The following is a 22,294-nucleotide window of genomic DNA, read 5'->3' as shown; positions in this document are numbered from 1 at the left end:
CGGTTCAACGCGTCCGGCGCTCCCGGCGGTTCGCGACCCGGACCCGTATGTCGGCCGACAGGCTCCGTACGCCGCCGCTGTCACGGGCGTCCGCGATGACCCTGCCCACGGACCGCACGACCTGTGCCGGCCGGGCCCCGGGCTCCACGACCACCGTCACCACCGCCCGCAGTGGCCGGCCCACCAGACGCACGCGGGCACGCGCCACGTCGTCGAACGCCGCCACCTGAGTGGTCATCGCCCGTTCCCACGCACGCCCGCGCAGTACCGGCCCGCTCCGTGGCAGCACCGACCAACGCGACCTGCACGACAGTGCCTGACGGGCCAACCACCACAGCAGCAGCGCCAGAACGAGGGCGAGCCCGGCGATCAGCGCAGGGCTCCACCAACTCTTCTCCCGGAGCCGTGCCGTCAATCCGCGGTCCAGCAACACCCCGTCCGGCGCGGGTGCCGGCCACCAGTGCGGGACGCGGTCCACCACCGGGACCCACGCCGAACCGTCGCCCACGGCCAGCCAGCCGCCGCAGACCACCAGCACCAGCCCGGCGACACCGAGCAGTGCCCGGTTGACCGCGCCACGCCTGATCACCGACATCCCTTCACACCTCTCTCTGTTCAGCCGGAGCCGGAGCCGGAGCGGGAGCGGGAGCCGCTGTTGTCGAAGCGGCTGCGGATTCTGTCGGCTCCTCGATGGACGGCGGCGGCCCGTGCGGGTCCCGCCGGACCCGGATCCCGACCCGCAGCGCGGGAGCCCGAGCCAGGCCCAGCTCCGGCAGGGCCGCTCCGACGACTCGGACCACTTCGGCCCGCACCTGCTCCGGGCCGCCGTAGCCCACCTCTGCCAGCACCTTTACGCGTCGCCGCCGCACACTCACCCGGACCCGAACAACTCCGGCTACGGCGGCGGTCCGGTCCTGGACGACCCGGGCGGCGGCCGAACGGTCGAGCGCCGCTCGCAGCCGCGGCGCGGGCGCGGCCATCGTCAGTCCGCGCCGGTGCCCCGGGAGCAGGGCGCACCCCAGCAGCCATGCGCCGGTCAGCGCGGCCAGCACCCCGCCGACCCTGACCGCCGTGTCCGCCGGGCCGTGCGTCGACGCCCAGTCGACCAGCCAGGTCCGCCAGGCGGCGGGCGTGCCGCCGAGCCGCACCGTGACGACGTCCACCAGGAGCAGCGCACAGCCGGTGGCTCCGACGGCCGCCGTCAGCGCCGCGGGGATCCGGCGCTGGGCCCGGATCCGGCGGCCCGGGCCACCGCGCCGTACGGTGTGCTCCGCCCCCTGCGCCGCATCGTCTGCCCCGGAGGGCGCATCGTCCGAGGGATTCCGGTCGGGCGGCAGCGGAATCACCGAGAGCGCATCGATCCGGATGTCCGCGTGCGGTACGGACAGGCCCGTCAGGGCCGCCGTCCGGGTCCGTGCCCGCTCCCGGATCCGCTCGGCCGCCTCATCCGCCCGTATCGGATACGGCAGCCGGATGCCGACCGTGACTCGCGCGGACGCGCCGCGCACCGAAGCGGAACCGCGGGTCACCGCGCCGCCGTCGGGCAGCGCCTCGGCCGCCGCCCGCTCGGCGATCCGCCGGACGGCGCGGGGAGCCACCGTCGTCGTACCACGCCCGGCGGCGGGGACCGTCATGGCCGCCGCCCCGCCACCGTGTCCAGGAACTCGCGCAGGCTGGTGCCCCCGTCCACGAGGTGTCCGGCGAGCCAGCCCACCGCGCCGAGCGACGCGACCACGAGGAAGGCCCCGAACCCGCCGAACCAGCCCGCGAACCCCAGCGCCATGCCCGCCGCTGCCCCGTAAGTACCTCGGCCCGGCGCACCGCCCGCCGGGCCGGACGCGTCCATCTTCCGCGTCACGCCGTCACGCCACGCGCGTCTCGGACGAGGCGACCTCGTCGTCGTCCTCGGGCAGATGCACGTCGTTGACCGTCACATTGACCTCGACGACCTCCAGGCCCGTGGTGCGCTCCACCGCCGCGATGACGTTCTCGCGGACGTCGTGCGCCACATCGGTGATCGCGACCCCGTACTCGACGACAAGGTCCAGGTCGATGGCGGTCTGGCGCTCGCCCACCTCGACCTTGACGCCCCGCCCGACGTTCGGCCGGCCGCCCGGCACCCGGTCGCGGACCGCGCCCAGGGTGCGGGAGAGCCCGCCGCCCATGTCGTGGACGCCGGGGATTTCGCGGGCCGCCATCCCCGCGATCTTCACGACGACGGTGTCCGCGATGGAGGTGCGGCCTCGCGTTGCCGCCGGCTCGGCCGCCCCGGTGGCCCCGCTGCCGACCGTGGTGGTCCCGCCCGGGGAGCCGCTCTGCTTCGTCGTGCCCGTCCGCGAAGCGGCTCCCGCGGGGGGAACGGTGGTGGCTGCTGGCTGGATGGTGGTCATGGAAACTCCTCGCGTCTCGCTCGGCTCGTTCTGCCTGACATTTCGTTGGACACGCTGTGCGCTGATTCGTCACGCGGGTTCGCGGATATTTCCCGGAAGCAGGGGCGGCGGGGCGGCTGCACACCGTGCCGTGCAGACAAAGCTGCGTGAGTGCGTGACGTTCGGCCTCGCGGTGTGTCCAACGACGAGAAGCGGTCACGAGGGCACGTGGAGAGACACGTGCAGGGTCGTGGGCCGGACGCGTACAGAAGCAGGAGCAGGCGTCGTGGAAATGAGCGGGGAAGGAGTTGGTCCGTGCCCGGCGACGGGAATCAGCTGACGGAGCGCGCGCCGGACGCCGCACCGTCCGACGAGGCACTGCTGGTCGTGAGGGCGGGGGAGGGGGACGAGCAGGCCTTCGAGGTGCTCGTGCGCAGGCACGGCCCCGTGATGTTGCAACTGGCGACGCGGGTTCTCGGCGACCGGGCGGACGCGGAGGACGCCGTACAGGACGCCTTCGTGAGCGCCTGGCGAAAGCTCCCCGAGTTCCGCCGGGATGCCTCCTTCCACACATGGCTCTACCGCATCGTCACCAACCGCTGCCTCAACCGGCTCAGAGCCCGCAGACCGGCGGCGGACCTCGACTCGGTGCCCGAGCAGGCCGCCCCCGAGTACCAGGCGTCCCCCGCCCGTGCGGTGGAGTCGCGGGCGGCCGTCGACGCGCTGGCCGAGGCGATGGCGAGCCTCTCACCCGAACAGCGCGTGTGCTGGGTGCTGCGTGAGATGCAGGGACTGTCGTACGAGAGCATCGCGGGAACGGTCGGAATCAGTCTGCAGGCGGTCCGCGGCCGGGTCTTCCGGGCCCGCCGCTCCTTGACGGAGGCGATGAGCGCATGGCGATGAGCGCCAATCCGGACCGGCCGGAGGAGAGCCGGCACGAGGAGAGCCGATACGAGGAGGAGGATGAGCGGCTAGGTTGCGGGCGCCTGCTCACCGACGTCTGGGAGGCCTGGGACACCGGCCGCTCGGCGGAGGACCCCCACTTCGCCGAATGCCCCTTCTGCTCGGCCGCCCTGGCCGACCTCACAGGCCTTGACGACGCGGTACGCCGTACCTGTGAGCAGGAGCCCGGCACACCGGACACCACGGCCATAACGGCTCGTGTCATGGACCTCGTACGGCTCGAACTGCGCCCAGGACGCCCACTGCCGCTGGGAGAGCCGGGGGAGGACCACTGGATGGTCGAGTCCGCGGTCGCACGGATACTGCGGGCGGCGATCGACAGCCTGCCCGGGGTGCGGGCCGGGAGCTGCCGCATCGCCCCACTCGACCCGGCGGACCCCACCGGAGAGCTGCACATTCGGGTCGAGGTGGCGGCGAGCCTCGGCCTGCCCATGCGGGACCTGGCCGACGCCGTGCGCGCACGGGTCGCCGAGGTCGCCGACCGGGACATCGGTATCCGCCTCGCGACCACCGACGTTCTCGTTGTCGACATCCTCGACACGGTCGACACTCTCGACGTCTTCTACGAGGACGTCGGCCACCGTGTGTACAGCGACGCCGACGGAGACGGAGACGACGGTACGGTCATCGGCGGTCACGCGGACGGCCGGGCCGACGGACACGGGACGGGAGCAGCGCGATGACCGCGGACACACGCCGGGACCGGATGGCCGGGGCTGCCGCCGAGGCCGCTCGCGGGGTGCAGGGCGTCGCGTTCCTGCGCCCCGGCATGGCCGACCTGCTACGCACCCGGATCGCCGAGCGCACCCCGCGCCGCGCCCCACTGACCGGGAACAGGACACCGGGAGTGCGGGTCGGCCGGGACGAGGGCGACGGCTGGCACATCGACATCCGGTTCGTCCTGTGCCGCGGTCACCGGGCGCTCGACGTCACCAGGGCCGTACAGGCCGCGGTCGTCGCCGTGCTGCCGGAGGAGCCGGTGGTCTCGCTGCGGGTCACTGTGACGGGCGTCGTCTGAGGGAGGTCGGCACTCCGGCCGGGCGGGTACCCCCGCCCCCCGCCCGGCCGGAGTGGTCGCTCGGTCGTCCCACCGGCGTGACGCCCGGTATCAGGCGCGCCACTCCGCGGTGCGCTCCTGCGAGGCTTCCGAGAGGGCCTTCACGATGGCGTCGACGTCGCCCTGGCTGCCGTACACCGGCGTGCCGGGCTGCTGGCGCCAGGATTCGTCCAGGCCGCCGCTGTCGACCGTGTCGAAGCCCAACTCGTCGATGAGGTCGCGGACCGCCTGCTTGGCCTGCGGGTCGTCTCCGGCCACAGGGAGCGCCTGCCGGCCCGGAGCGCCCTGCGGGCGGCCCCGGTCCAGAATGTCCTGGGCGTACGTGCCGTTGAACGCCTTGATCACGGGGTGACCGATCTGCCGCTCCGTCCACCGGCTCTCGGTCAGCCCGTCCTCGATGGCGGCGATGCGGCCGTCGCGCTGCTGCGGGTAGTAGTTGCCCGTGTCGATGACCGCGGCGCCCTCCGCCGCACCGTCGAGGAATCCGGCGGGCAGGTCGGGCACGGCCTTCAGTGGCACGGTGACGACGACCACCTGGGCGCCCCGCGCGGCCTCCGACGCGGGCACCGGCTTCGCCCCGGTCTCTTCGGCGAGGGCGGTGAGCGTCTCGGGGCCGCGGGAGTTGGCGACCGCGACCTCATGCCCGAGGGCGGTGAGACGTCGCGTCAGGTTGCCGCCGATGTTGCCCGCGCCGATGATGCCGATCTTCATGGATCCGACCTTCCGAAGCTTGCCGAGTGGAGAAGAGTGGACAGGAGTGGGGAGGAGAGAAGTGCTGCTGTCGGTTCACCAACTCCGGTGCTGGAGAAGCTATTCCCTGCCCGCGAGGGAATATCCGATCGGCACCCGGACGTTGACGCCCGGTTTCGGTTGCGCCGGCCGAGAATGGAGCGTTCGCCCTAAGGCCTGCCCCGCAATTCCCGGCGGGCGCACGACGACAGCTACGGCACCTCGCCGCGTTGTCGGAACATCCCCATACATCCAGTACGCGGACGTCCCTCCGCCTTGCGATGCACCGCATCTGACGCCGCGTGCTGATCCACCAGGAATTGCGGGACAGCCCTTAGGCCATTTGAGTGTCCTTGTCGGCCGCTCGCCCCGGACGGGGAAGTATGTCCCACCGCACCGATCTCCGCGGGTCCATTCTGGTCGCCGAGTCCACACGGGCCGTCGACCGAAGGAGCGTCGTAGTGACGACGAGGGGCATCTCGCAACCGGTGGAGACCGATACCGCCGACCAGGACGAAATGCCGGTACGGCGCGGCGAACCGGGCAACGTGGTCATCAAGTGGATGACCACCACGGACCACAAGACGATCGGCACGCTCTACCTCGTCACCTCCTTCGCGTTCTTCTGCGTGGGAGGGCTCCTGGCGCTGGTGATGCGCGCCGAGCTGGCCCGGCCCGGTATCCAGCTGATCTCGAACGAGCAGTTCAACCAGGCGTTCACGATGCACGGCACGATCATGCTGCTGATGTTCGCGACGCCGCTGTTCGCCGGATTCGCGAACTGGATCATGCCGCTGCAGATCGGCGCGCCCGACGTGGCGTTTCCCCGGCTGAACATGTTCGCGTACTGGCTGTACCTCTTCGGCTCGCTCATCGCGGTGGCCGGCTTCCTCACCCCGCAGGGTGCGGCCGACTTCGGCTGGTTCGCCTACGCCCCACTCAACGACGCGGTCCGCTCTCCGGGTATCGGCGCCGACATGTGGATCATGGGTCTGGCCTTCTCCGGCTTCGGCACGATCCTCGGCTCGGTCAACTTCATCACCACGATCATCTGCATGCGCGCACCCGGCATGACGATGTTCCGTATGCCGATCTTCACCTGGAACGTCCTGCTGACCGGTGTTCTGGTCCTGTTGGCCTTCCCGGTCCTCGCCGCGGCCCTGCTGGCGCTGGAGGCCGACCGCAAGTTCGGTGCGCATGTCTTCGACGCGGCCAACGGCGGCGCCCTGCTGTGGCAGCACCTGTTCTGGTTCTTCGGCCACCCCGAGGTCTACATCATCGCCCTGCCGTTCTTCGGCATCGTCACGGAGATCTTCCCGGTCTTCAGCCGGAAGCCGGTCTTCGGCTATATCGGCCTGGTCGCGGCCACCATCGCCATCGCGGGCCTGTCCGCGACCGTGTGGGCACACCACATGTTCGTCACGGGCGGTGTGTTGCTGCCGTTCTTCTCCTTCATGACCTTCCTCATCGCCGTGCCGACAGGCGTGAAATTCTTCAACTGGATCGGCACCATGTGGAAGGGGTCGCTCTCCATGGAGACCCCGATGCTCTGGGCCGTCGGTTTCCTGGTCACCTTCCTGTTCGGCGGTCTGACCGGGATCATTCTCGCCTCACCGCCCCTGGACTTCCATGTCTCCGACTCGTACTTCGTCGTCGCCCACTTCCATTACGTGGTATTCGGCACCGTGGTGTTCGCGATGTTCGCCGGATTTCACTTCTGGTGGCCGAAGTTCACCGGGAAGATGCTGGACGAACGGCTCGGGAAGATGACGTTCTGGACACTCTTCGTCGGATTTCACGGAACGTTCCTCGTTCAGCACTGGCTCGGCGCCGAGGGAATGCCGCGTCGTTACGCGGACTACCTCGACGCCGACGGCTTCACCGCGCTGAACACGATCTCCACCATTTCCTCCTTCCTGCTGGGCCTGTCGATCCTGCCGTTCTTCTACAACATCTGGAAGACCGCCAAGTACGGCAGAAAGGTCGAGGTCGATGACCCGTGGGGCTACGGCCGTTCGCTGGAATGGGCCACCTCCTGCCCGCCGCCCCGGCACAACTTCGTCACCCTGCCGCGGATCCGTTCCGAATCCCCGGCGTTCGACCTGCACCACCCGGCGGTCCGCTCTCTGGAGGAAGCCACCAACCGCCCCCAGGACTCCACGATCGTCGCCCCGGGGGACCGGCACGAGTGAATGCGACCCACGCCCTTGACGAAGCGACGGAGTGGGAGAGGAGGGCGGGGTGAAACCCGACAAGGACTGCGCCCGGGGCCTGGCGCAACTGGAAGGCTTTCTGCTGTGGAACGCCGAGGTCGAGCGGGCGCGACGACAGGCGCGCCGCTTCACCGACCGGTTGCCCTGGTTGACCACAGCGCAGCGTGAGGACGTCGAGCAGGTGTTCATCGCCGAACGCGTCGCCGCTTCTCGGGAGTCGCTCACCCACATCCGGGACCGCGCCGGCGAACTGCGCGAGGAGTACACCGGGCGTTACGTCCGGCTCCGGGCCCGCTGCGTCGCCGTCTCGGCCGGCGCGGTGGGGGCTGCGATCTGCGTCGGCACGGCGCTGATGTTGACCTTGCGCTGAGCCGGCGAGCCCGGTGAGGTCCGGTGCGGCCGGTCGGCGGCCGCACCGGACGGGCCCGGGCGCGCGAGCGGTGCCGGAACGGTCAGTGCCGTACCAGGCAGAAGGGGTGCCCGGCGGGGTCGGCGTACACACGCCACCCGCGCGCCTCGTCCCCGGCGTCGAGCAGGGACCCCCCGCACGCCAGAACCACCTCGTGCGCCTGCTCCTGGTCGGTGACGCCGAAGTCCAGGTGGAACTGCTGGGGCGGGTCCTGGCCGGGCCAGCCGGGCGGCCGGTGGTCGGCCACCCGCTGAAAGGCGAGGACGAGTCCACCGGGCGTGTGCAGCGTGGACCAGTCCGCGTCGCACGCCCATCTCCGGTCGGTGCGGTCGACCTCGCCCCCGAGCAATGACGCGTAGAAGCCGGCCAGTTCCTTCGGGTCCGGGCAGTCCAGTGCCACGCACTCCAGTTGAGCGATCATGGCGGCATCCTAGGGGCGTCCAGCGGGCGGCCCCGACCACCTGTCCCTGCGGACTCAGCGGGCGCCGAACACCTGTGTCCACACCGGACCGCCGCCCGAATTCTGCTTACCGACGCCGATCTCCTTGAAGGAACAGTTGAGGATGTTCGCGCGGTGTCCCGGGCTGTCCATCCAGGACCGCATCACGTCGGCCGGGGTCTGCTGGCCCTTGGCGATGTTCTCGCCGTAGGTGGACCACCGATACCCCGCGGCGGTGATCCGGTCGCCTGGATCCCTGCCGTCCTGCGAGGTGTGCGAGAAGTAGTCCTTGGCCTCCATATCGGCGGAGTGCCGTTGCGCGGCTGTGTTGAGCTGATCGTTGACGGTCACCGGACCGCAGCCCTCCTTGGCCCGCTCGGCGTTGACCAGATCGGTGACCTGGCCGGCGGTCCCCGCCGGTGCGGGCGGCGCGGGCGCCGGCGGGTCCGGCTTCGGGGCCGGGGCGGCGGTGGTGGGCGCGGGCGGTGCCGGGGTGCTCTTCTTCGGCTTGGCCTTGGGCGTACGCGAGGGACTCGGCGTCGGGGAGGCGCTGGGCGACACGGACGCGGAGGCCGAGGGGGACGGGGACGACGCCGGTGAGGCCGAGGTGGGCGCCTGGGAGCGGGGGGCCGGAGCGTCGGCGGTGACGGTCGTCGCGTCCCGGTCGTCGCCGTCGGTGTAGAGGTGCACCGCCGCGCCGCCCGTGCCGAGCGCGGCGACCGCGACCACGGCGGCTATGGCTGAGTTACGACGGCGTCGTCGGGCCTGCACCCGTCTGCGCTCCGCGCGCCCCGCCCCGGCGCCGTGCGAGCCAGGACCGGGCACCTGGAGGTGTGCAGCAGTGGTGAGCAGCTCCGGAGCGGCCCTCCCTCCTGCCGCGGCCACCGGGACCAGTGCGAGACCCACCAACAGCCCTTCGGCGGGAACGAGCCCCGAGCGGTGCCCCGAGCACACGGTGCATTCGCGGGCGTGGCGGGCCAGCCGCTTGCGCCACAGGGCGGAGGGGACGCCGTCCCAGCCGGCGGCGATGTCCTCCAGCAGCACGCACGGCGGTTCGGCCGCCAGCGCGCCCACCACGACCCTCGCCGCCTCCAGCTGGGCCTTCATCCGCTGCACCCGTACGGCGGTGTGCTGCGGGGAGAGTTCGAGGGCTGCGGCGACCTCGGCACGGGACAGGTGCCCGGCGGTCTCCAGCCACCACAGCGACAGCAGGGCGCGGTCGTCCTCGTCCAGCCAGCGTGTCGCCTCCGCTACCTGGCGACGCTGGCCGGTAAGGCCCAGCTCCAGGATCGTCACCTCGACGAAGTCCGCCCGGGGATCCGGCAGGTCGTACGCGGCGTCCAGCCGGTCCGCCGGTATCGCACCGGACTGTCTGTCACGCCAGTGCGTGCGTATCTCGTTCATGGCTATCGCCACCAGCCAGGAACGGAAGCGCTCCGGGTCGCGCAGTTCGGGCAGGCCCCGGAGCATGCGCAGCACCGTCTCCTGCACCACGTCGTCCACGTCCGCATGACCGTCCAGCGCACGTCCGACGACGTTGTACAGCAGCGGCAGGTACGCCGAGACGAGCTGGTCCTTGGCCTGCTGGTCGCCGCTCCGCGCCGCCGCGATCAAGACCGTCGGGTGATCCTTGCCCATGCTGTGCTCACTCTTCCGGGGTCCGGTGCTGTCACTTCCCACACTCGGGAGATGGGGTGCGGGCGGGACGATAACAAGAATCCGGAGGGCAACCCCGGAAATCTTCGCCGCCGCCCCTCCGCCACGGGTCTCGTCGGCCCCCGTTGGCCAGTGCGCGCGGGGGCTCGACGTACTCCGCGCACCGGGCCGTGCCACGGAAAGCGATCCGTGGCACGGCCCGGTGCGCGGGACGGACGGCGGCCGTCGGACGGCGGCCGTCCGGTCACCGGCGGGGCGGCTCAGGTGCGGGGCGGCCCGTCCTGGTCGCGGTCCGTCCCGAACTGCTGCTTGAGCCTGTCCTGACCGGTGTCGACGTGACCCTTGTACTTGCCCTTCGTACGGTCGTCGACCATGTCGCCGGCCTTGTCGATGCCCTTGCCGACATGCTCCTCGTGGCCCTTGAGCATCTTCTTGATCTTGTCCAGTGCGGACATGCGTCCTCCTCGTCGACTCTGCGCCCCCATCTCAAGGGTCACCGCACCGGGCACCGCCCGCATCCGCGCCGAGGGACGACGAGGATGCCGACAGGTGGGACGGGGCGGCCGGGAAGTGTGAAGCCGCGCCGACTGGGCACATACCGGTTGACCAGGAGGAGGTGGTGGCAATGGGCCGCATCCGAGTTGTCGTCCGTCGTCCCCCGCCCCCTACGGGGCCGCCGCCGCTGGATCTGCGCACCCCGTCCGGCCGCCCCCTGCCGTACTGACCGTCGGCGCTCCCGCCCTTCGAGGCACTGGTGCGCAGTACGTGCTACCGGTGGTCCCGGTGGGGGCCGCCGTCGAGCGGGCCGTGCCGCCGTTCTCTGTCCTCGTACCGCGCCGCGGCCGGCCCCGACAGCGGTGCCAACTGCTCCACCAGGGCCTCCAGCTCCTCGACGGCGTACTCCGTCTCGCGGCGGATGTTCTTGTGCTCCGCGACGACGGCCCCGAGCAGCAGCGTGGTGAGCGCGACGCTTCCGGTGAGCAGGGAGAGATTGGCCATGATCTCCATCAGGCTGTGCCCCGCGAACGGCCCCACTCCATCCGTACCGGCGATGATGGCGAGCACCGAGACGACCAGGGCGCACGGAGCGCTGCCGGGCAGCTGGAAGCGCAGGGCCGCCCAGATGATCACCGGGAACACCAGATAGATCATCGACAGCGAGCTGCGCGTGGCGATCAGCGACGACACGACCACGACGACCGCGAGGACCGACGCCTCCAGCCACCGGTCGGACGGGCGGGGCCACCGCACCCCGCGCAGGACCAGCAGCACGGGGGTGACGACCAGGACCCCCATCACGTCCCCCGCCCACCAGGACGACCAGACCAGCCAGAATCGTCCCGGCGGGACCTTGCCGTCGAGCAGCAGCGTGAAACTCCCGATGGCGGCGCTGATCAGCATCCCCGCGAACGCACCGAGGAAGACCAGACAGACCCCGTCCCGCAGCCGGACCAGCTCGCTGCGGAAGCCGACCCTCCGCAACAGGGCGTACGAGGCGAGCGGGGCGACCGTGTTGCCGAACATGATGGCCAGACTGCTCACGGTGAACGCGCCGCCGGTCTCGAGGACTGTGAGCAGTGCGCCCAGCGCGATGCCCGGCCAGACACGGACGCCCAGGCACAGCAGTGCGGCCAGGGCGATGCCGGTGGGCGGCCACAGGGGCGTGACGACCGCGCCGTCCACGACGACCTGCCGCATCAGCCCGAGACGCCCCGACAGGTAGTAGGCGCCGGCCACGCCCAGGATCTGCGCCACGTACACGGCCCGACGTCTGGCTTCCTCGGTGCGGATCACACCACTCATCAGACACCGGCCGCGATGGGACTCGGCAGGTGACACGCGCGTACGGTCCGGCGTCACCGCGGCCCGCGGCGGGCGGCGGCATGCCGCAGGACCAGTACGGCGGCATCGTCCTCGTGCCCCGTCACCTCCGTCGCGCGCAGGACTTCGTCGGCCAGCTGCGCCGCGCTCGCCCCGACGTGCGCGGCGACCAGCTGCCGTACTCGCTCCAGGCCGTCCTCGATCAGCAGCGACGGTCCCTCGACGACCCCGTCGGTGAGCAGCACGATCGCCCCGTCGGAGTCGAGGGTGCGCCGGGTGACGGGATACCCCTCGCCCGGCTCGATACCCAACGGCAGGCCGCCCGGGTCCTCCGTGACGCCGGACCGCCCCTCCGTGGTCGCCCACACGCATGCCACGTGCCCGGCCCGCGCGCTGTGCAGCTCCCAGGTCGTCGGGTCCAAACGCATGAACGTACAGGTCGCGAAGAGGCCCGAGTCCACGGACACCAGCAGATCGTTCGTCCGGCCGAGGATCTCGCCAGGATCGGACGCCGTGCCCGCGATGGCCCGCATCGCGATACGGACCTGCCCCATGAAGGCGGCGGCCTCGACATCGTGCCCCTGTACGTCGCCGATGGCGAAGCCGAGGGCCCCGTCCGCAAGCGGGAAACCGTCGTACCAGTCGCCGCCGATGTCCAGACCGTGGCGGGCGGGCGCGTAGCGTGCCGCCGACTGGAGACCGGGGACCGTGGGCAGCGCCGCCGGAAGCATGTCGCGCTGGAGGGCCTGCGCCAGTTCCACCCTGGCCTGATGGAACTCCACCTCGCGCCGAGCGCGGGCAGTGAGGTTCTGCAAGGTGTTGAGCAGGTCCTCGGCGCTAACTGAGCGGGGAGTCCGACGCCGGTTCATGTGCCGCTCCGCGGTGCGTTATGTCCCTGAATCATATGGCGGGCGTCCTTGAGCGGCGACTGCGGACGCTTCCGCGTAGCCGCGAGCTCCCGGGGCGCCGCTCAGGGCCGCCGGGCGCGGTACAGATCGCGGAGCAGGGCGATCTCGGCACCGTGGTGCAGCACCTCCTGGTTGACCCACCAGACGATGTCGACGAAGGGATCCTCGGCGTCGCTGCCGTTCGGATACGTGCTGTACCCGACGGTGTCCAGGGCCACGTCGTCGGCGGTGAGCAGGGCTTCGCGCCAGGCGGCGGACGCGGTCTCGAAGGCGGCCACCGCCCCGGCGGCGTCCCCCGGAGTGCGGTAGCCGTCGCGCGTCAGCGTCCTGCTGCCACAGGTGTGGTCGGCACGGAGAGTGAGCATCTCGGTGAGATGGCTCAGACGCCACGCGATGGTGGTGAACGGCGGAGGGAACGGATGCGGGGAGTCCGCCGAGTCCCGCCCCCAGTCGCCGGCTCCCGTCAGAACGGTCGCCCGCGCCCCGGGGGCGTCGCCGCGACGGCGCACGGACCAGCAGTCGGGCACGGGTTCCCAGAGGTGTTCGTCGTCGCCGAGCTGGGTGACGCCGATGTCGACGCCGTTGCCGCTGTCCATGACGGGACCGGCCAAGCGGGCGAGGAGCCGCTCGCAGGCGAAGTCGAACTGTTCCAGCAGCGGGATCAGACGTGGTGGGAGGGTCATCGGTGGAGCGTGTCACGGCGACCGGGCGGGCGCACGCCCATTTCCGCCGGCCGCCGTCCCGCTCGCCCGGACCGGCGGAGTGCGGCGGCCACTGGCCGGATGGACCCTCGTACCGAGCCGTTGTCAGTGCCCGATGGGATGCTGCCCGCATGGACGAGCTGATGAGGCAGCGACGGGTGTACGGCACCGACCACGACGACCCCCGCCCCGGGCCGAGGCCGGGGCACGACTACCGGGAGCTGGTCGGCGGCCCGCTCGACGGGCTGCTGCTCGACGTCACGGGCTGGGGCGAGGCGGACCTGCGCGACGGCGTCGGGCTGGTCACCGAGATCGGCGCCTACGGGCCCGGAGGACGCGCCGAGTACGGACCGCGGTCGCCGGACAGCCACCAGTGGGACTGGCGCGGCGACGTGCGGTGAAAGGCCGGGTGATGATGGCAGGGGCGGCAGGAATCGAACCTGCGACATACGGTTTTGGAGACCGCCGCTCTGGCCGCTGAGCTACGCCCCTTGGTTACGGGTGAAGCTTGGCACGCGCGTGCCCCCACGCCAACAGATTTACGTGGGCGCGGCGTTGAGCCCCGTCGTGCGGAACGGCCCCACGGCCGGCCGGGGCTCCGGATGCGGCGCGGCGCCTCCTCCGGGATGCCGGGCAGGCCGGGGGAGGGGCTGCGGGCCGGTCCGGGCTGTCCGATAGGTTGGCCGGTCATGTGGGCTTTGAGCGCGGTCGGGCACCGTCGGCTGGGTGCGGCAGGATCTCTGGCGATCGTCGCCGGCGGCTGGTTCGCCGGGAAGCTGCCGGTCCATGACCCCTGGGGCCTGTGGACCGACCACGGGTCCGCCACGAAGGCGGCGGCGGCCGTCCTCGCCTACGTCGGACTGACCGTGCTCGTCGTGGCCTGGTGGCAGTACGGCAAGACCGCCTCCACCGTCCGCGAGACCCTCGTCACCCTCGCCTGGTGGACGGCCCCCTTCCTGCTCGCGCCCCCGCTCTACAGTGCCGACGTCTACAGCTACATCGCCCAGGGCTCGATGGTCGTCGAAGGGCACGACGTCTACACCGTCGGTCCCTCCGCCCTGGACCCCGGTGGAATCGGCGGCGACGCCGCCGCGAGCGTCGGCAACCACTGGCGCGACACCCCGGCCCCGTACGGACCGCTCTTCCTGTTGCTCTCGGCGGCCGTCGCCTGGATCACCGGCGGCACGATCGTCCCCGCCGTCCTGGCGATGCGGCTCGTCGCGCTCCTCTCCCTCGCCCTGATCGTCTGGTCCCTGCGCCGCCTGGCGCGCGAACACGGCCGCGGCGAGAGCCGCGCCCTGTGGCTGGGAGCGCTCAACCCGCTGCTGCTGATGCACGTGGTCGGTGGCGTGCACAACGACGGGCTGATGATCGGCCTGATGCTCGCCGGCCTGGTGCTCGCGCTGCGCGGCAGGTGGATCGCGGGCAGCGCCCTGGTCGGCCTCGCCATGATGGTGAAGTCCCCGGCGGCCGTGGCACTCCTGTTCATCGGAGTCCTCGTGCACGCGTCCGCGAGCGGCCCCCAGTGGCGCCGCTGGGCCAAGGGACTGCTCGCACCCGGCCTGATCGCCTGCGCGGTGGCCGGAGGGGCCACGCTGATCAGCGGTACCGGATTCGGCTGGCTCCGGACCCAGGGCGTCGCCGCGAACATCCACACCGCGCTCTCCGTCACGAGTGACATCGGCCTCGGACTGGGAGAGCTGGCCCACCTGCTTCTGGGCGTCGACGCGGAACCCGTCAAGTCCGCCGTCCAGACGCTGGGCCTGGCGGTGGCGCTCGGTGTGATCGTCGTGCTGGCCCGGCGTGCGATGCGGGGCGGTATGACGCCGACCCACGCCCTGGGCCTCTCGCTGCTCGTCCTGGTCGCCCTCTCGCCCATGGTCCAGCCCTGGTACCTGCTGTGGGGCATGGCCGTCGTCGCCGCGACCGAACAGTACGGCCGCCTCTCCGCCGTCCTGATCGTGCTCTCGGCGGCGCTGGTGTACGAGACCCACCCCATGGGCGCCACCCCGCCCTACGGATTCGTCCTGGCCGGCCTCGCCGCCGTCCTCGGCACCCTGGCCCTCCGGCGTACCCCCGTCGTGCCGCCCGGCGTCCGGCTGCCCGGCCGGCGGCGCCCCACGGGCCCGGCGGGCTCGGAGGAGAACCAGGACACCCCCGAGTCCACCGCCTCGCCCGCCCCGGCGCCGCAGAGCGCTCCCTGAACAAATCTCCTCGACGTCCGCCAAGAGCCTCGGTTATGCTGCGCGGGTCCTGTTGTCTCCGATAGAGGTGGACGTTGCGCATCTGAGGTCCGCGATCATCGCGCGGTACGGCCCTGGCCCGTACATGGTCACGACGCTGTCGGCATTTCTGCCGCCCGTGACTTCCGCGTGGATGCGACCTCGGTGCTGAGCCGTCCCTCACCTTCGCAGGACTGTTCTCCTCACCACCTTCCGGCCCCGGCCGGGTCGCCGCGTGCTGTTCGCATACGAAGCCCCCGTTCCTCCCCGCTTCCGACTGCGAGAACCACATGAGCCATCCCACCGCGCCCAGCGCCTCCGTGGCAGCCTCCAACCTCACCTTCCGGTGGCCCGACGGCACGAACCTCTTCGACGGGCTCTCCCTCACCGTCCCCCGGGGCCGCACCGGTCTTGCCGGAGCCAACGGCGCCGGCAAGTCGACCCTGCTGCGACTCTTCGCCGGACTGCTGCGTCCCTCGGAGGGGTCTGTCACGGTCGGCGGAAACCTTGCCTACCTGCCCCAGAACATCACCCTGGACACCTCCCTACGCGTCGACGCGGCCCTCGGCATCGGCGAGCGCCGGGCCGCCCTGCGCGCCATCGAGTCCGGAGACGTACGGGAGGAGCACTTCGAGACGGTCGGCGACGACTGGGACGTCGAGGAGCGCGCTCTGGCCACCCTCGGCTCCCTCGGGCTCGGCGCCGTCGAACTGGACCGCACCGTCGGGCAGTTGTCCGGTGGGGAGACCGTCCTGCTGCGCCTGGCCGCGCTGCTCCTGGAACGCCCGGACGTCCTCCTCCTCGACGAGCCGACCAACAACCTGGACCTGTTCGCCCGCCGCAGGCTCTACGACGCCGTCGACTCCTGGCGCACCGGCATCCTGATCGTCGTCAGCCACGACCGGGACCTGCTGGAGCGGGTCGACCGCATCGCCGAACTGCGATCGGGCTCGGTCAACTGGTACGGGGGCGGCTGGTCCGCCTACCAGGAGGCCCTGGCCACCCAACAGGAGGCCGCCGGGCGGATGCTGCGCGCCGCGGACGCCGACGTACGCCGTCAGCAGCGAGAACTGGAGGAGACCCGGATCAAGGTCGCCCGCCGTCAGCGCCACGACAAGAAGCTCGACGGCCAGCGGAAGGCCCCGCGCATCGTCGCCGGGGAACGCAAGCGCTCGGCCCAGGAGTCCGGGGACCGGCTGCGCGGGCTGCACGAGGACCGCCTCGACGAGGCCCGCGAGCGCAGGGAGGAAGCCGCCGAAGCCATCCGCCGGGACGCCGAGATCAAGGTCAGCCTGCCCCACACCGCCGTACCCGCGGGCCGCACCGTCCTGACCGTACGGGACCTGAGCCTCCCCTACGGGCGGCTGCGCGAAGGCAGCCTCCAGGTGAAGGGACCCGAACGCATCGCCCTGGTCGGCCGTAACGGGGCCGGCAAGACGACGCTGCTGCGGGCGCTCACCGGGGAGCTCGCGCCGAGCACCGGGGAGGCCACGGCGGCGGTGCCGCTGAAGTTCCTTCCGCAGCGGCTGGACGTCCTCGACGACGAGCTGAGCGTCGCCGACAACGTCGCCCGCACCGCCCCGGGCACCACCGACAACCAGATCCGCTCACAGCTCGCCCGGTTCCTCTTCAAGGGGGCCCGCGCGGAGCAGCCGGCGGGCACCCTCTCGGGCGGCGAACGCTTCCGGGCCGCCCTCGCGGCGACCATGCTCGCCGCCCCCGCCCCGCAGCTGCTTCTGCTGGACGAGCCGACGAACAACCTGGATCTGGCCAGCGTGCGGCAGCTGACGAGTGCCCTGGAGTCCTACGAGGGCGCGCTCGTCATCGCCAGCCACGACCTGCCCTTCCTGGAGTCCGTGGGCATCACCCGCTGGATCCTGCTGGACGACGCACTGCGCGAGACCGACGCCGAGGAGGTCCGCGAACTGTTCGGGAGCCCGCAGTCGACCCCGGCGGGCACGGCGTGACACCGACCGCACGATCGATGAAGGAGGAGATCCGGATGGGCGCTGACCTCGGCCCCTGTGTCGTACTGATCACCGGAGTGATGGCCGCGGGGAAGTCCACCGTCGCCCAGCTCCTGGCGGAGCGCCTGCCACGCGCGGTCCATGTGCGCGGAGACGTCTTCCGCCGCATGATCGTCTCCGGCCGGGCGGAGATGACACCCGACGAGGCGGAGGAGGCACGGAGCCAGCTCGACCTGCGCCAGCGGATCTCGGCACAGGTGGCCGACGCCTACGCGGACGACGGGTGGACGGCCGTCGTCCAAGACATCGTCCTCGGCGAGGACCTGCCCCGCTACGTCGACAGGGTCCGCACCCGCCCGCTCCACGTCGTCGTGCTCGCCCCCTCACCCGCGACCGTGCGCGAGAGGGAGGAAACGCGGGCAAAAACGGGGTACGGGGCGTGGACGGTCGAAGCGTTCGACGCGTATCTGCGGAGCGGGACGCCCCGTATCGGCCTGTGGCTGGACACATCCGGCCAGACGCCCGAGGAGACGGTTTCGGCCATCCTCGACGGGCTGCGCGGTGCGGAAGGTTCAGGTGATGAGGCCTCTCAGGCCGCCTCGTAGTGGTGGGCCCGCCCGCCCCGCCACTCCACCCAGACCGGATTGTCGAGGATCCGGTCCGCTTCTTCGAGGCCGGCCTCGTTCAGGAACACGATCACGTCGTGGTCGCTGTGGGCCAGCCCGAGTATCTCGTCCCGGCCTTCGTAGTGCACGGTCACCCGGCGGCCGCCCGAGGGGGTCGGCCGGTGGATGACGATCGGGGGATTCGCCATGGGTCCACCCTGCGACGCGCCCCGCACCCTCGCATCCCCGGCCCGCCCCCTCCGACGGCGGGCAGAAGCCGCTCCTGAAAAGGCTCCCGCGCCCTCCCCGGCGGCCGAGGAGGGCCTCAGCGCTCGGCGGTCGAGAGTTCCACCGTTGTGGTGACGCGCACCAGGGAGGGCCTGCGCGGGGCGGAGCCGAACCCGAAGGCGACGGGCGGATCGAGCGGGGCGAGCCGCCCCAGGCCCGCCCCGTCCAGCACGGCGTCGGCGGCCACGACCGGCCGCAGCCCCCGCGCCCCGTACCACTCCCGCCGCCCCGGACCCGCGCGGCCCAGGGTGCGTACGCCGGGCATCAGCAGCCGGGCCGGCACATCGCACAGCGCTGCCCAGAGCGGGCTGCGGGCGAGCGGGGCCGGTACGGCGGACAGCAGCAGGCCGAGGGCGGAGTGGCGTCCCGTCCGCAGCCGCAGACGCAGCAGTCCCGCCTCGACGAGCCAGGTGTCGCCGGTGACGGTGACGGTCACGGGCACCACCTCGATCTGGTCGAAGCGGTACGTGGCTGCGACGAAGTCCGCGATCCGCCGGGACGGGGCCAGCAGGACCCGTACGCCGTCGGGATGCTCGACCATGACGTCGCTGAACGCCCCGAACGGCGAACGCGGCCAGTGGCCGACCACCAGCCGGGTGCCCGAGGCGGTCCCCACACCGGCGATCCAGCCGTCGAACCGCAGTCGCTCACCTGTCACGCCCGCCAGTCTCCCCCGTCAGGGGCGACGGGGGAGGACCGGCGACCGGCGCGGCGGGCCGCCGTACGGGCTACTCGAAGCGGGACGTGTCCCCGGCTCCGCGGCGTACGATCTCGGGCTCGTCGCCGGAGAAGTCGATGACCGTGGTCGGCTCGGTGCCGCAGTCGCCCGAGTCGATGACGGCGTCCACCTCGTGGTCGAGCCGCTCCTTGATCTCCCAGCCCTGCGTCAGAGGCTCCTCCTCGTCGGGCAGCAGCAGGGTGCTGGAGAGCAACGGCTCGCCGAGCTCGGCGACCAGGGCCTGGGTCACGACGTGGTCGGGGATGCGCACACCGACCGTCTTCTTCTTCGGGTGCAGCAACTGGCGGGGAACCTCCTTCGTCGCCGGAAGGATGAAGGTGTAGCTGCCGGGCGTCGCCGCCTTGACCGCCCGGAACACGTCGTTGTCCACACGCACGAACTGCGACAGCTGCGCGAAGTCGTGGCACACCAGCGTGAAGTGGTGCTTGTCGTCGAGGTTCCGGATCGACCGGATCCGGCCGAGGGCGTCACGGTTGCCCAACTGGCAGCCCAGTGCGTAGCACGAGTCGGTCGGGTACGCGACGAGCGCACCGGACCGGATGCTGTCGACCACCGTGCTGATGGTGCGGGGCTGGGGATTTGCGGGGTGCACGTCGAAGTACTTGGCCATTCGCCGAGCTTACGCGCTCGGGCCGGACCGGTAGAGCCCTCCGCCGGGAAGAGTGCGAGGCGGCCCGTCGTACGACGGGCCGCCTCTTCTTCCGCTTCGCGCGGTGGAGTTCACCGCCGGGCCGGTCAGACCGCGGCGGCCCCCACCAGCTCGTCCAGTACGTCCTCCATGGTCACGAAGCCGATGACCGTGCCCTTGTCCCCGGCGACCGCCGCGAGATGCGTACCGGCGGCGCGCATCGCGGTGAGGGTGTCGTCGAGCGGGGTGTCGATCTCGACCCGGATGACGGGGTGGAGGGCGCTCGTGGGCAGCGCCTTGGTGCGCTCCGCGACGCCGAGGGCGTCCTTGATGTGGAAGTAGCCCAGCAGCCCGTCGTCGGGCCCGGTGACCGGCAGCCGGGAGAAGCCCGAGGCGACGGCGGCCCGCTCCAGACCCTGCGGGGTGATGCCCAGGTCGACGGTGACGGTCCGGTTCAGCGGGACCAGCACCTCGCCGACCGGCCGGGTTCCGAGCTCCAGCGCGTCCCGCAGACGCTCCCCGTCGGCCGGGGCCAGCAGCCCGGCGTCGCTGGAGTCCTTGACCAGCCGTACGAGCTCGTCGTCGGTGAACACCGAGGCGACCTCGTCCTTGGGGTCGACCTTGAGCAGCCGCAGCAGCATGTTGGCGAAGGCGTTGATGCCGAAGATGACCGGGCGCAGCGCCCGGGTCAGGCCGACCAGGGGCGGCCCCAAGGCCAGCGCGGTGGCGACGGGGGCGGCGAGCGCGATGTTCTTCGGGATCATCTCGCCGATGAGCATGTGCAGATACGTCGCCAGCGTCAGCGCGATCACGAAGGCGATCGGGTGGACCAGCGCCTCCGGCACGCCGACCGCGTCGAACGGCGGCTCCAGCAGATGGGCGATGGCCGGTTCCGCGACGGCGCCGAGCACCAGGGAGGAGATGGTGATGCCGAGCTGCGCGGTGGCCATGGCGGCCGACAGGTGTTCGAGGCCCCACAGGGCGCTCTTCGCGCGTCGGCTGCCCCGCATGGCCTGCGGTTCGATCTGACTGCGGCGGACCGAGATGAGGGCGAACTCCGCGCCCACGAAGAACGCGTTGGTGAGGAGAGTGAGCGCGCCGATGGCGAGCTGGATGGCGGTCATCGGGCGTCCTCCTCCACGAGGGCCGGCGCCGGTGCGGGCGCGCTGATCCGGACCCGGTCGGCCCGGTGGTGCTCGATGTCGAGCACGTCGAACTGCCAGCCGTCGACCTCCACCCGGTCCGTACGGACCGGGATGCGGGCCAGCTGGTTGGCGAGGAGACCGGCGAGCGTCTCGTAGGGGCCTTCCGGCGCGCCGAAGCCGATCCGGTCGAGCTGGTCCAGCCTGATGCTTCCCTCCGCCTCCCAGACCGGGCGCCCGTCGCCGAGCGGCTCGGCCGGTGCGAGGTCGGGGCGCTCATGGGGGTCGTGCTCGTCGCGGACCTCGCCAACGACCTCTTCGACGATGTCCTCGACGGTGGCGACCCCCGCCGTACCGCCGTACTCGTCGATCACCACCGCCATCGTCCGGTGCTTGCGCAACTGCGCGAGCAGCCGGTCGACGGGCAGGGAGTCGGGTACGAGGAGCGGCTCCGTCGCCAGGGCCGTGACCGGGGTCCGGCCCCGCTCGGACTCGTCCAGGGCGAGCACATCGCGGATGTGGACCGTGCCGATGACCTCGTCCAGGCTGTCCCGGTAGACCGGGAAGCGGGACAGGCCGGTGGCCAGCGTCAGGTTGGCGGCGTCGGCGGCGGTGGCGTGCGCCTCCAGCGCCCGGACGTCGACGCGCGGCGTCATGACGTTCTCGGCGGACAGCTCCGCCAGGTGCAGGGTGCGGACGAACAGCTCGGCCGAGTCCTGCTCGATGGCGCCCTCGCGGGCGGAGTGCTGAGCGAGCGCGATCAGTTCCTGCGGCGTACGGGCGGAGGCCAGCTCCTCGGCCGGCTCCAGGCCCAGGCGGCGCACGAAACGGTTCGCGGTGTTGTTGAGGTGCCGGATCAGCGGAGCGAAACAGGCCGTGAAGGCCCGCTGCGGGGTCGAGACGACCTTGGCCACCGTGAGCGGGCTGGAGATCGCCCAGTTCTTCGGGACCAGCTCACCGATGACCATGAGGACCACCGTGGAGACGGCCACACCGAGGAGGGTGGCGACCGTGGACACGGCGCCGGCCGGCAGTCCGACGCCCTCCAGCGGGCCGCGCAGCAGCACCGCGAGGGACGGCTCGGCCAGCATGCCGATGACCAGGGAGGTCACGGTGATGCCGAGCTGGGCGCCGGAGAGCTGGAAGGTGAGCCGCTTGGCTGCCTTGAGGGCGCTCTCGGCACCACGCTCCCCGGCCTTCACGGCGCGTTCGAGCTCGCTGCGCTCGATGGTCGTGAGCGAGAACTCGGCCGCGACGAACACCGCGCAGGCCAGTGTCAGCGCGAGGGCGAGGAGAAGAAGGGCCACTTCGCTCACCGTGTCACCTCCGTCCCCTGGTGCGTGGGATCAGGGATGACACGGTTCGTACTGGGAGGCTCACCCATTGCGGTGCGCAGCTCCTTCTCTGTTCGGGTCGTCGGGATCGACGGTGGAATGCG

At 71.6% G+C, this 22,294-nt stretch carries 24 protein-coding genes, 1 tRNA gene and 1 pseudogene; 9 read left to right on the top strand and 17 right to left on the bottom strand.

The window, feature by feature from the left end; all coding sequences use genetic code 11:
• Positions 1–4: 4 nt before the first annotated feature.
• From ACIQRW_RS24125 to ACIQRW_RS24110, 4 genes are read right to left on the bottom strand one after another with little or no spacing between them, the layout of a single operon-like run.
• The gene (locus tag ACIQRW_RS24125) at positions 5–595 is read right to left on the bottom strand and encodes a hypothetical protein (protein WP_403763888.1); all 591 of its coding nucleotides are present in this window, start codon (positions 593–595) and stop codon (positions 5–7) included.
• Positions 596–599: 4 nt separating this feature from the next.
• On the bottom strand, positions 600–1,634 hold the full coding sequence (locus ACIQRW_RS24120) for a DUF6286 domain-containing protein (protein ID WP_403763886.1): 1,035 nt from the start codon (positions 1,632–1,634) through the stop codon (positions 600–602).
• Entirely contained in the window at positions 1,631–1,858 is a 228-nt protein-coding gene (locus ACIQRW_RS24115; RefSeq protein WP_403763884.1) for a hypothetical protein, read from the bottom strand. Before ACIQRW_RS24115 ends, ACIQRW_RS24120 begins: the two co-directional genes overlap by 4 nt.
• A 4-nt stretch (positions 1,859–1,862) precedes the next feature.
• Entirely contained in the window at positions 1,863–2,390 is a 528-nt protein-coding gene (locus tag ACIQRW_RS24110) for an Asp23/Gls24 family envelope stress response protein (RefSeq protein ID WP_403763882.1), read from the bottom strand.
• Between the two features lie 294 nt (positions 2,391–2,684).
• Between ACIQRW_RS24110 and ACIQRW_RS24105 the strand changes: the two genes are divergently transcribed.
• The 3 genes from ACIQRW_RS24105 to ACIQRW_RS24095 are packed head-to-tail and all read left to right on the top strand — an operon-like array spanning position 2,685 to position 4,350.
• Positions 2,685–3,272, top strand: coding sequence for an RNA polymerase sigma factor (locus ACIQRW_RS24105; RefSeq protein WP_403763880.1), 588 nt, complete (start codon positions 2,685–2,687; stop codon positions 3,270–3,272).
• A complete protein-coding gene (locus ACIQRW_RS24100; protein ID WP_403763878.1) occupies positions 3,263–4,015 on the top strand; it encodes a hypothetical protein in 753 nt (250 codons plus the stop codon). Before ACIQRW_RS24105 ends, ACIQRW_RS24100 begins: the two co-directional genes overlap by 10 nt.
• Positions 4,012–4,350, top strand: a complete 339-nt coding sequence (locus ACIQRW_RS24095; protein WP_403763876.1) for an Asp23/Gls24 family envelope stress response protein — start codon at positions 4,012–4,014, stop codon at positions 4,348–4,350. The genes ACIQRW_RS24100 and ACIQRW_RS24095 overlap by 4 nt, the downstream gene beginning before the upstream one ends.
• A 90-nt stretch (positions 4,351–4,440) precedes the next feature.
• Here the strand turns inward: ACIQRW_RS24095 and ACIQRW_RS24090 are convergent.
• Positions 4,441–5,103, bottom strand: a pseudogene (locus tag ACIQRW_RS24090) (NADPH-dependent F420 reductase); the annotation flags it as partial.
• A 533-nt stretch (positions 5,104–5,636) separates the two neighbouring features.
• On the opposite strand from ACIQRW_RS24090, the gene ctaD reads away from it, so the two are divergent.
• Both ctaD and ACIQRW_RS24080 read left to right on the top strand, forming a co-directional pair.
• Entirely contained in the window at positions 5,637–7,310 is a 1,674-nt protein-coding gene (ctaD, locus tag ACIQRW_RS24085; RefSeq protein ID WP_403764083.1) for a cytochrome c oxidase subunit I, read from the top strand.
• Between the two features lie 49 nt (positions 7,311–7,359).
• Complete coding sequence (locus ACIQRW_RS24080; RefSeq protein ID WP_403763874.1) at positions 7,360–7,701, top strand: hypothetical protein; 342 nt, start codon at positions 7,360–7,362, stop codon at positions 7,699–7,701.
• 82 nt (positions 7,702–7,783) lie between these two features.
• Here ACIQRW_RS24080 and ACIQRW_RS24075 read toward each other — a convergent pair whose 3' ends face one another.
• The 6 genes from ACIQRW_RS24075 to ACIQRW_RS24050 all read right to left on the bottom strand — a co-directional run bounded on the left by ACIQRW_RS24075 (position 7,784) and on the right by ACIQRW_RS24050 (position 13,247).
• The gene (locus tag ACIQRW_RS24075; RefSeq protein WP_403763872.1) at positions 7,784–8,161 is read right to left on the bottom strand and encodes a VOC family protein; all 378 of its coding nucleotides are present in this window, start codon (positions 8,159–8,161) and stop codon (positions 7,784–7,786) included.
• Between the two features lie 54 nt (positions 8,162–8,215).
• Positions 8,216–9,817 (bottom strand): sigma-70 family RNA polymerase sigma factor, encoded by a 1,602-nt coding sequence (locus ACIQRW_RS24070; protein WP_403763870.1) that lies wholly within the window; start codon positions 9,815–9,817, stop codon positions 8,216–8,218.
• 278 nt (positions 9,818–10,095) lie between these two features.
• On the bottom strand, positions 10,096–10,290 hold the full coding sequence (locus ACIQRW_RS24065; protein WP_403763868.1) for an antitoxin: 195 nt from the start codon (positions 10,288–10,290) through the stop codon (positions 10,096–10,098).
• Between the two features lie 313 nt (positions 10,291–10,603).
• The gene (locus ACIQRW_RS24060; protein ID WP_403764081.1) at positions 10,604–11,629 is read right to left on the bottom strand and encodes an MASE1 domain-containing protein; all 1,026 of its coding nucleotides are present in this window, start codon (positions 11,627–11,629) and stop codon (positions 10,604–10,606) included.
• A 62-nt stretch (positions 11,630–11,691) separates the two neighbouring features.
• On the bottom strand, positions 11,692–12,525 hold the full coding sequence (locus tag ACIQRW_RS24055; protein ID WP_403763866.1) for a PP2C family protein-serine/threonine phosphatase: 834 nt from the start codon (positions 12,523–12,525) through the stop codon (positions 11,692–11,694).
• Between the two features lie 101 nt (positions 12,526–12,626).
• Positions 12,627–13,247: a DinB family protein gene (locus ACIQRW_RS24050; RefSeq protein WP_403763864.1), complete on the bottom strand. Its 621-nt coding sequence runs from the start codon at positions 13,245–13,247 to the stop codon at positions 12,627–12,629.
• A 149-nt stretch (positions 13,248–13,396) separates the two neighbouring features.
• On the opposite strand from ACIQRW_RS24050, the gene ACIQRW_RS24045 reads away from it, so the two are divergent.
• Complete coding sequence (locus ACIQRW_RS24045) at positions 13,397–13,666, top strand: hypothetical protein (RefSeq protein ID WP_003964175.1); 270 nt, start codon at positions 13,397–13,399, stop codon at positions 13,664–13,666.
• 15 nt (positions 13,667–13,681) lie between these two features.
• On the opposite strand, the gene ACIQRW_RS24040 is transcribed toward ACIQRW_RS24045, so the two are convergent.
• Positions 13,682–13,757, bottom strand: a tRNA-Trp gene (locus ACIQRW_RS24040).
• A gap of 197 nt (positions 13,758–13,954) precedes the next feature.
• Between ACIQRW_RS24040 and mptB the strand changes: the two genes are divergently transcribed.
• The 3 genes from mptB (at position 13,955) to ACIQRW_RS24025 (ending at position 18,059) form a co-directional block, all read left to right on the top strand.
• A complete protein-coding gene (gene mptB / locus ACIQRW_RS24035; protein ID WP_403763862.1) occupies positions 13,955–15,469 on the top strand; it encodes a polyprenol phosphomannose-dependent alpha 1,6 mannosyltransferase MptB in 1,515 nt (504 codons plus the stop codon).
• Positions 15,470–15,777: 308 nt separating this feature from the next.
• Positions 15,778–17,454 (top strand): ABC-F family ATP-binding cassette domain-containing protein, encoded by a 1,677-nt coding sequence (locus ACIQRW_RS24030; RefSeq protein ID WP_403763860.1) that lies wholly within the window; start codon positions 15,778–15,780, stop codon positions 17,452–17,454.
• A gap of 35 nt (positions 17,455–17,489) precedes the next feature.
• Positions 17,490–18,059, top strand: coding sequence for an AAA family ATPase (locus ACIQRW_RS24025; protein WP_403763858.1), 570 nt, complete (start codon positions 17,490–17,492; stop codon positions 18,057–18,059).
• On the opposite strand, the gene ACIQRW_RS24020 is transcribed toward ACIQRW_RS24025, so the two are convergent.
• The 5 genes from ACIQRW_RS24020 to ACIQRW_RS24000 all read right to left on the bottom strand — a co-directional run bounded on the left by ACIQRW_RS24020 (position 18,044) and on the right by ACIQRW_RS24000 (position 22,172).
• Positions 18,044–18,268 carry a hypothetical protein gene (locus tag ACIQRW_RS24020; RefSeq protein WP_003964170.1) on the bottom strand — a complete coding sequence of 75 codons (225 nt, stop codon included), beginning with the start codon at positions 18,266–18,268 and terminating at the stop codon, positions 18,044–18,046. The two genes, ACIQRW_RS24025 and ACIQRW_RS24020, sit on opposite strands and share 16 nt — an antisense overlap.
• A 116-nt stretch (positions 18,269–18,384) precedes the next feature.
• On the bottom strand, positions 18,385–19,005 hold the full coding sequence (locus ACIQRW_RS24015; RefSeq protein WP_403763856.1) for a hypothetical protein: 621 nt from the start codon (positions 19,003–19,005) through the stop codon (positions 18,385–18,387).
• A gap of 70 nt (positions 19,006–19,075) precedes the next feature.
• Complete coding sequence (locus ACIQRW_RS24010) at positions 19,076–19,696, bottom strand: L-threonylcarbamoyladenylate synthase (protein WP_403763854.1); 621 nt, start codon at positions 19,694–19,696, stop codon at positions 19,076–19,078.
• A gap of 125 nt (positions 19,697–19,821) precedes the next feature.
• The gene (locus tag ACIQRW_RS24005; protein ID WP_403763852.1) at positions 19,822–20,838 is read right to left on the bottom strand and encodes a hemolysin family protein; all 1,017 of its coding nucleotides are present in this window, start codon (positions 20,836–20,838) and stop codon (positions 19,822–19,824) included.
• The gene (locus tag ACIQRW_RS24000; RefSeq protein ID WP_403763850.1) at positions 20,835–22,172 is read right to left on the bottom strand and encodes a hemolysin family protein; all 1,338 of its coding nucleotides are present in this window, start codon (positions 22,170–22,172) and stop codon (positions 20,835–20,837) included. The genes ACIQRW_RS24005 and ACIQRW_RS24000 overlap by 4 nt, the downstream gene beginning before the upstream one ends.
• Positions 22,173–22,294 lie beyond the last annotated feature (122 nt).

The organism is Streptomyces sp. NPDC091287, assembly GCF_044768525.1.
Lineage (GTDB): Bacteria > Actinomycetota > Actinomycetes > Streptomycetales > Streptomycetaceae > Streptomyces.
The sequence above is the reverse complement of the archived record's forward strand: the minus strand, read 5'-3'. Positions and strand labels throughout refer to the sequence as shown.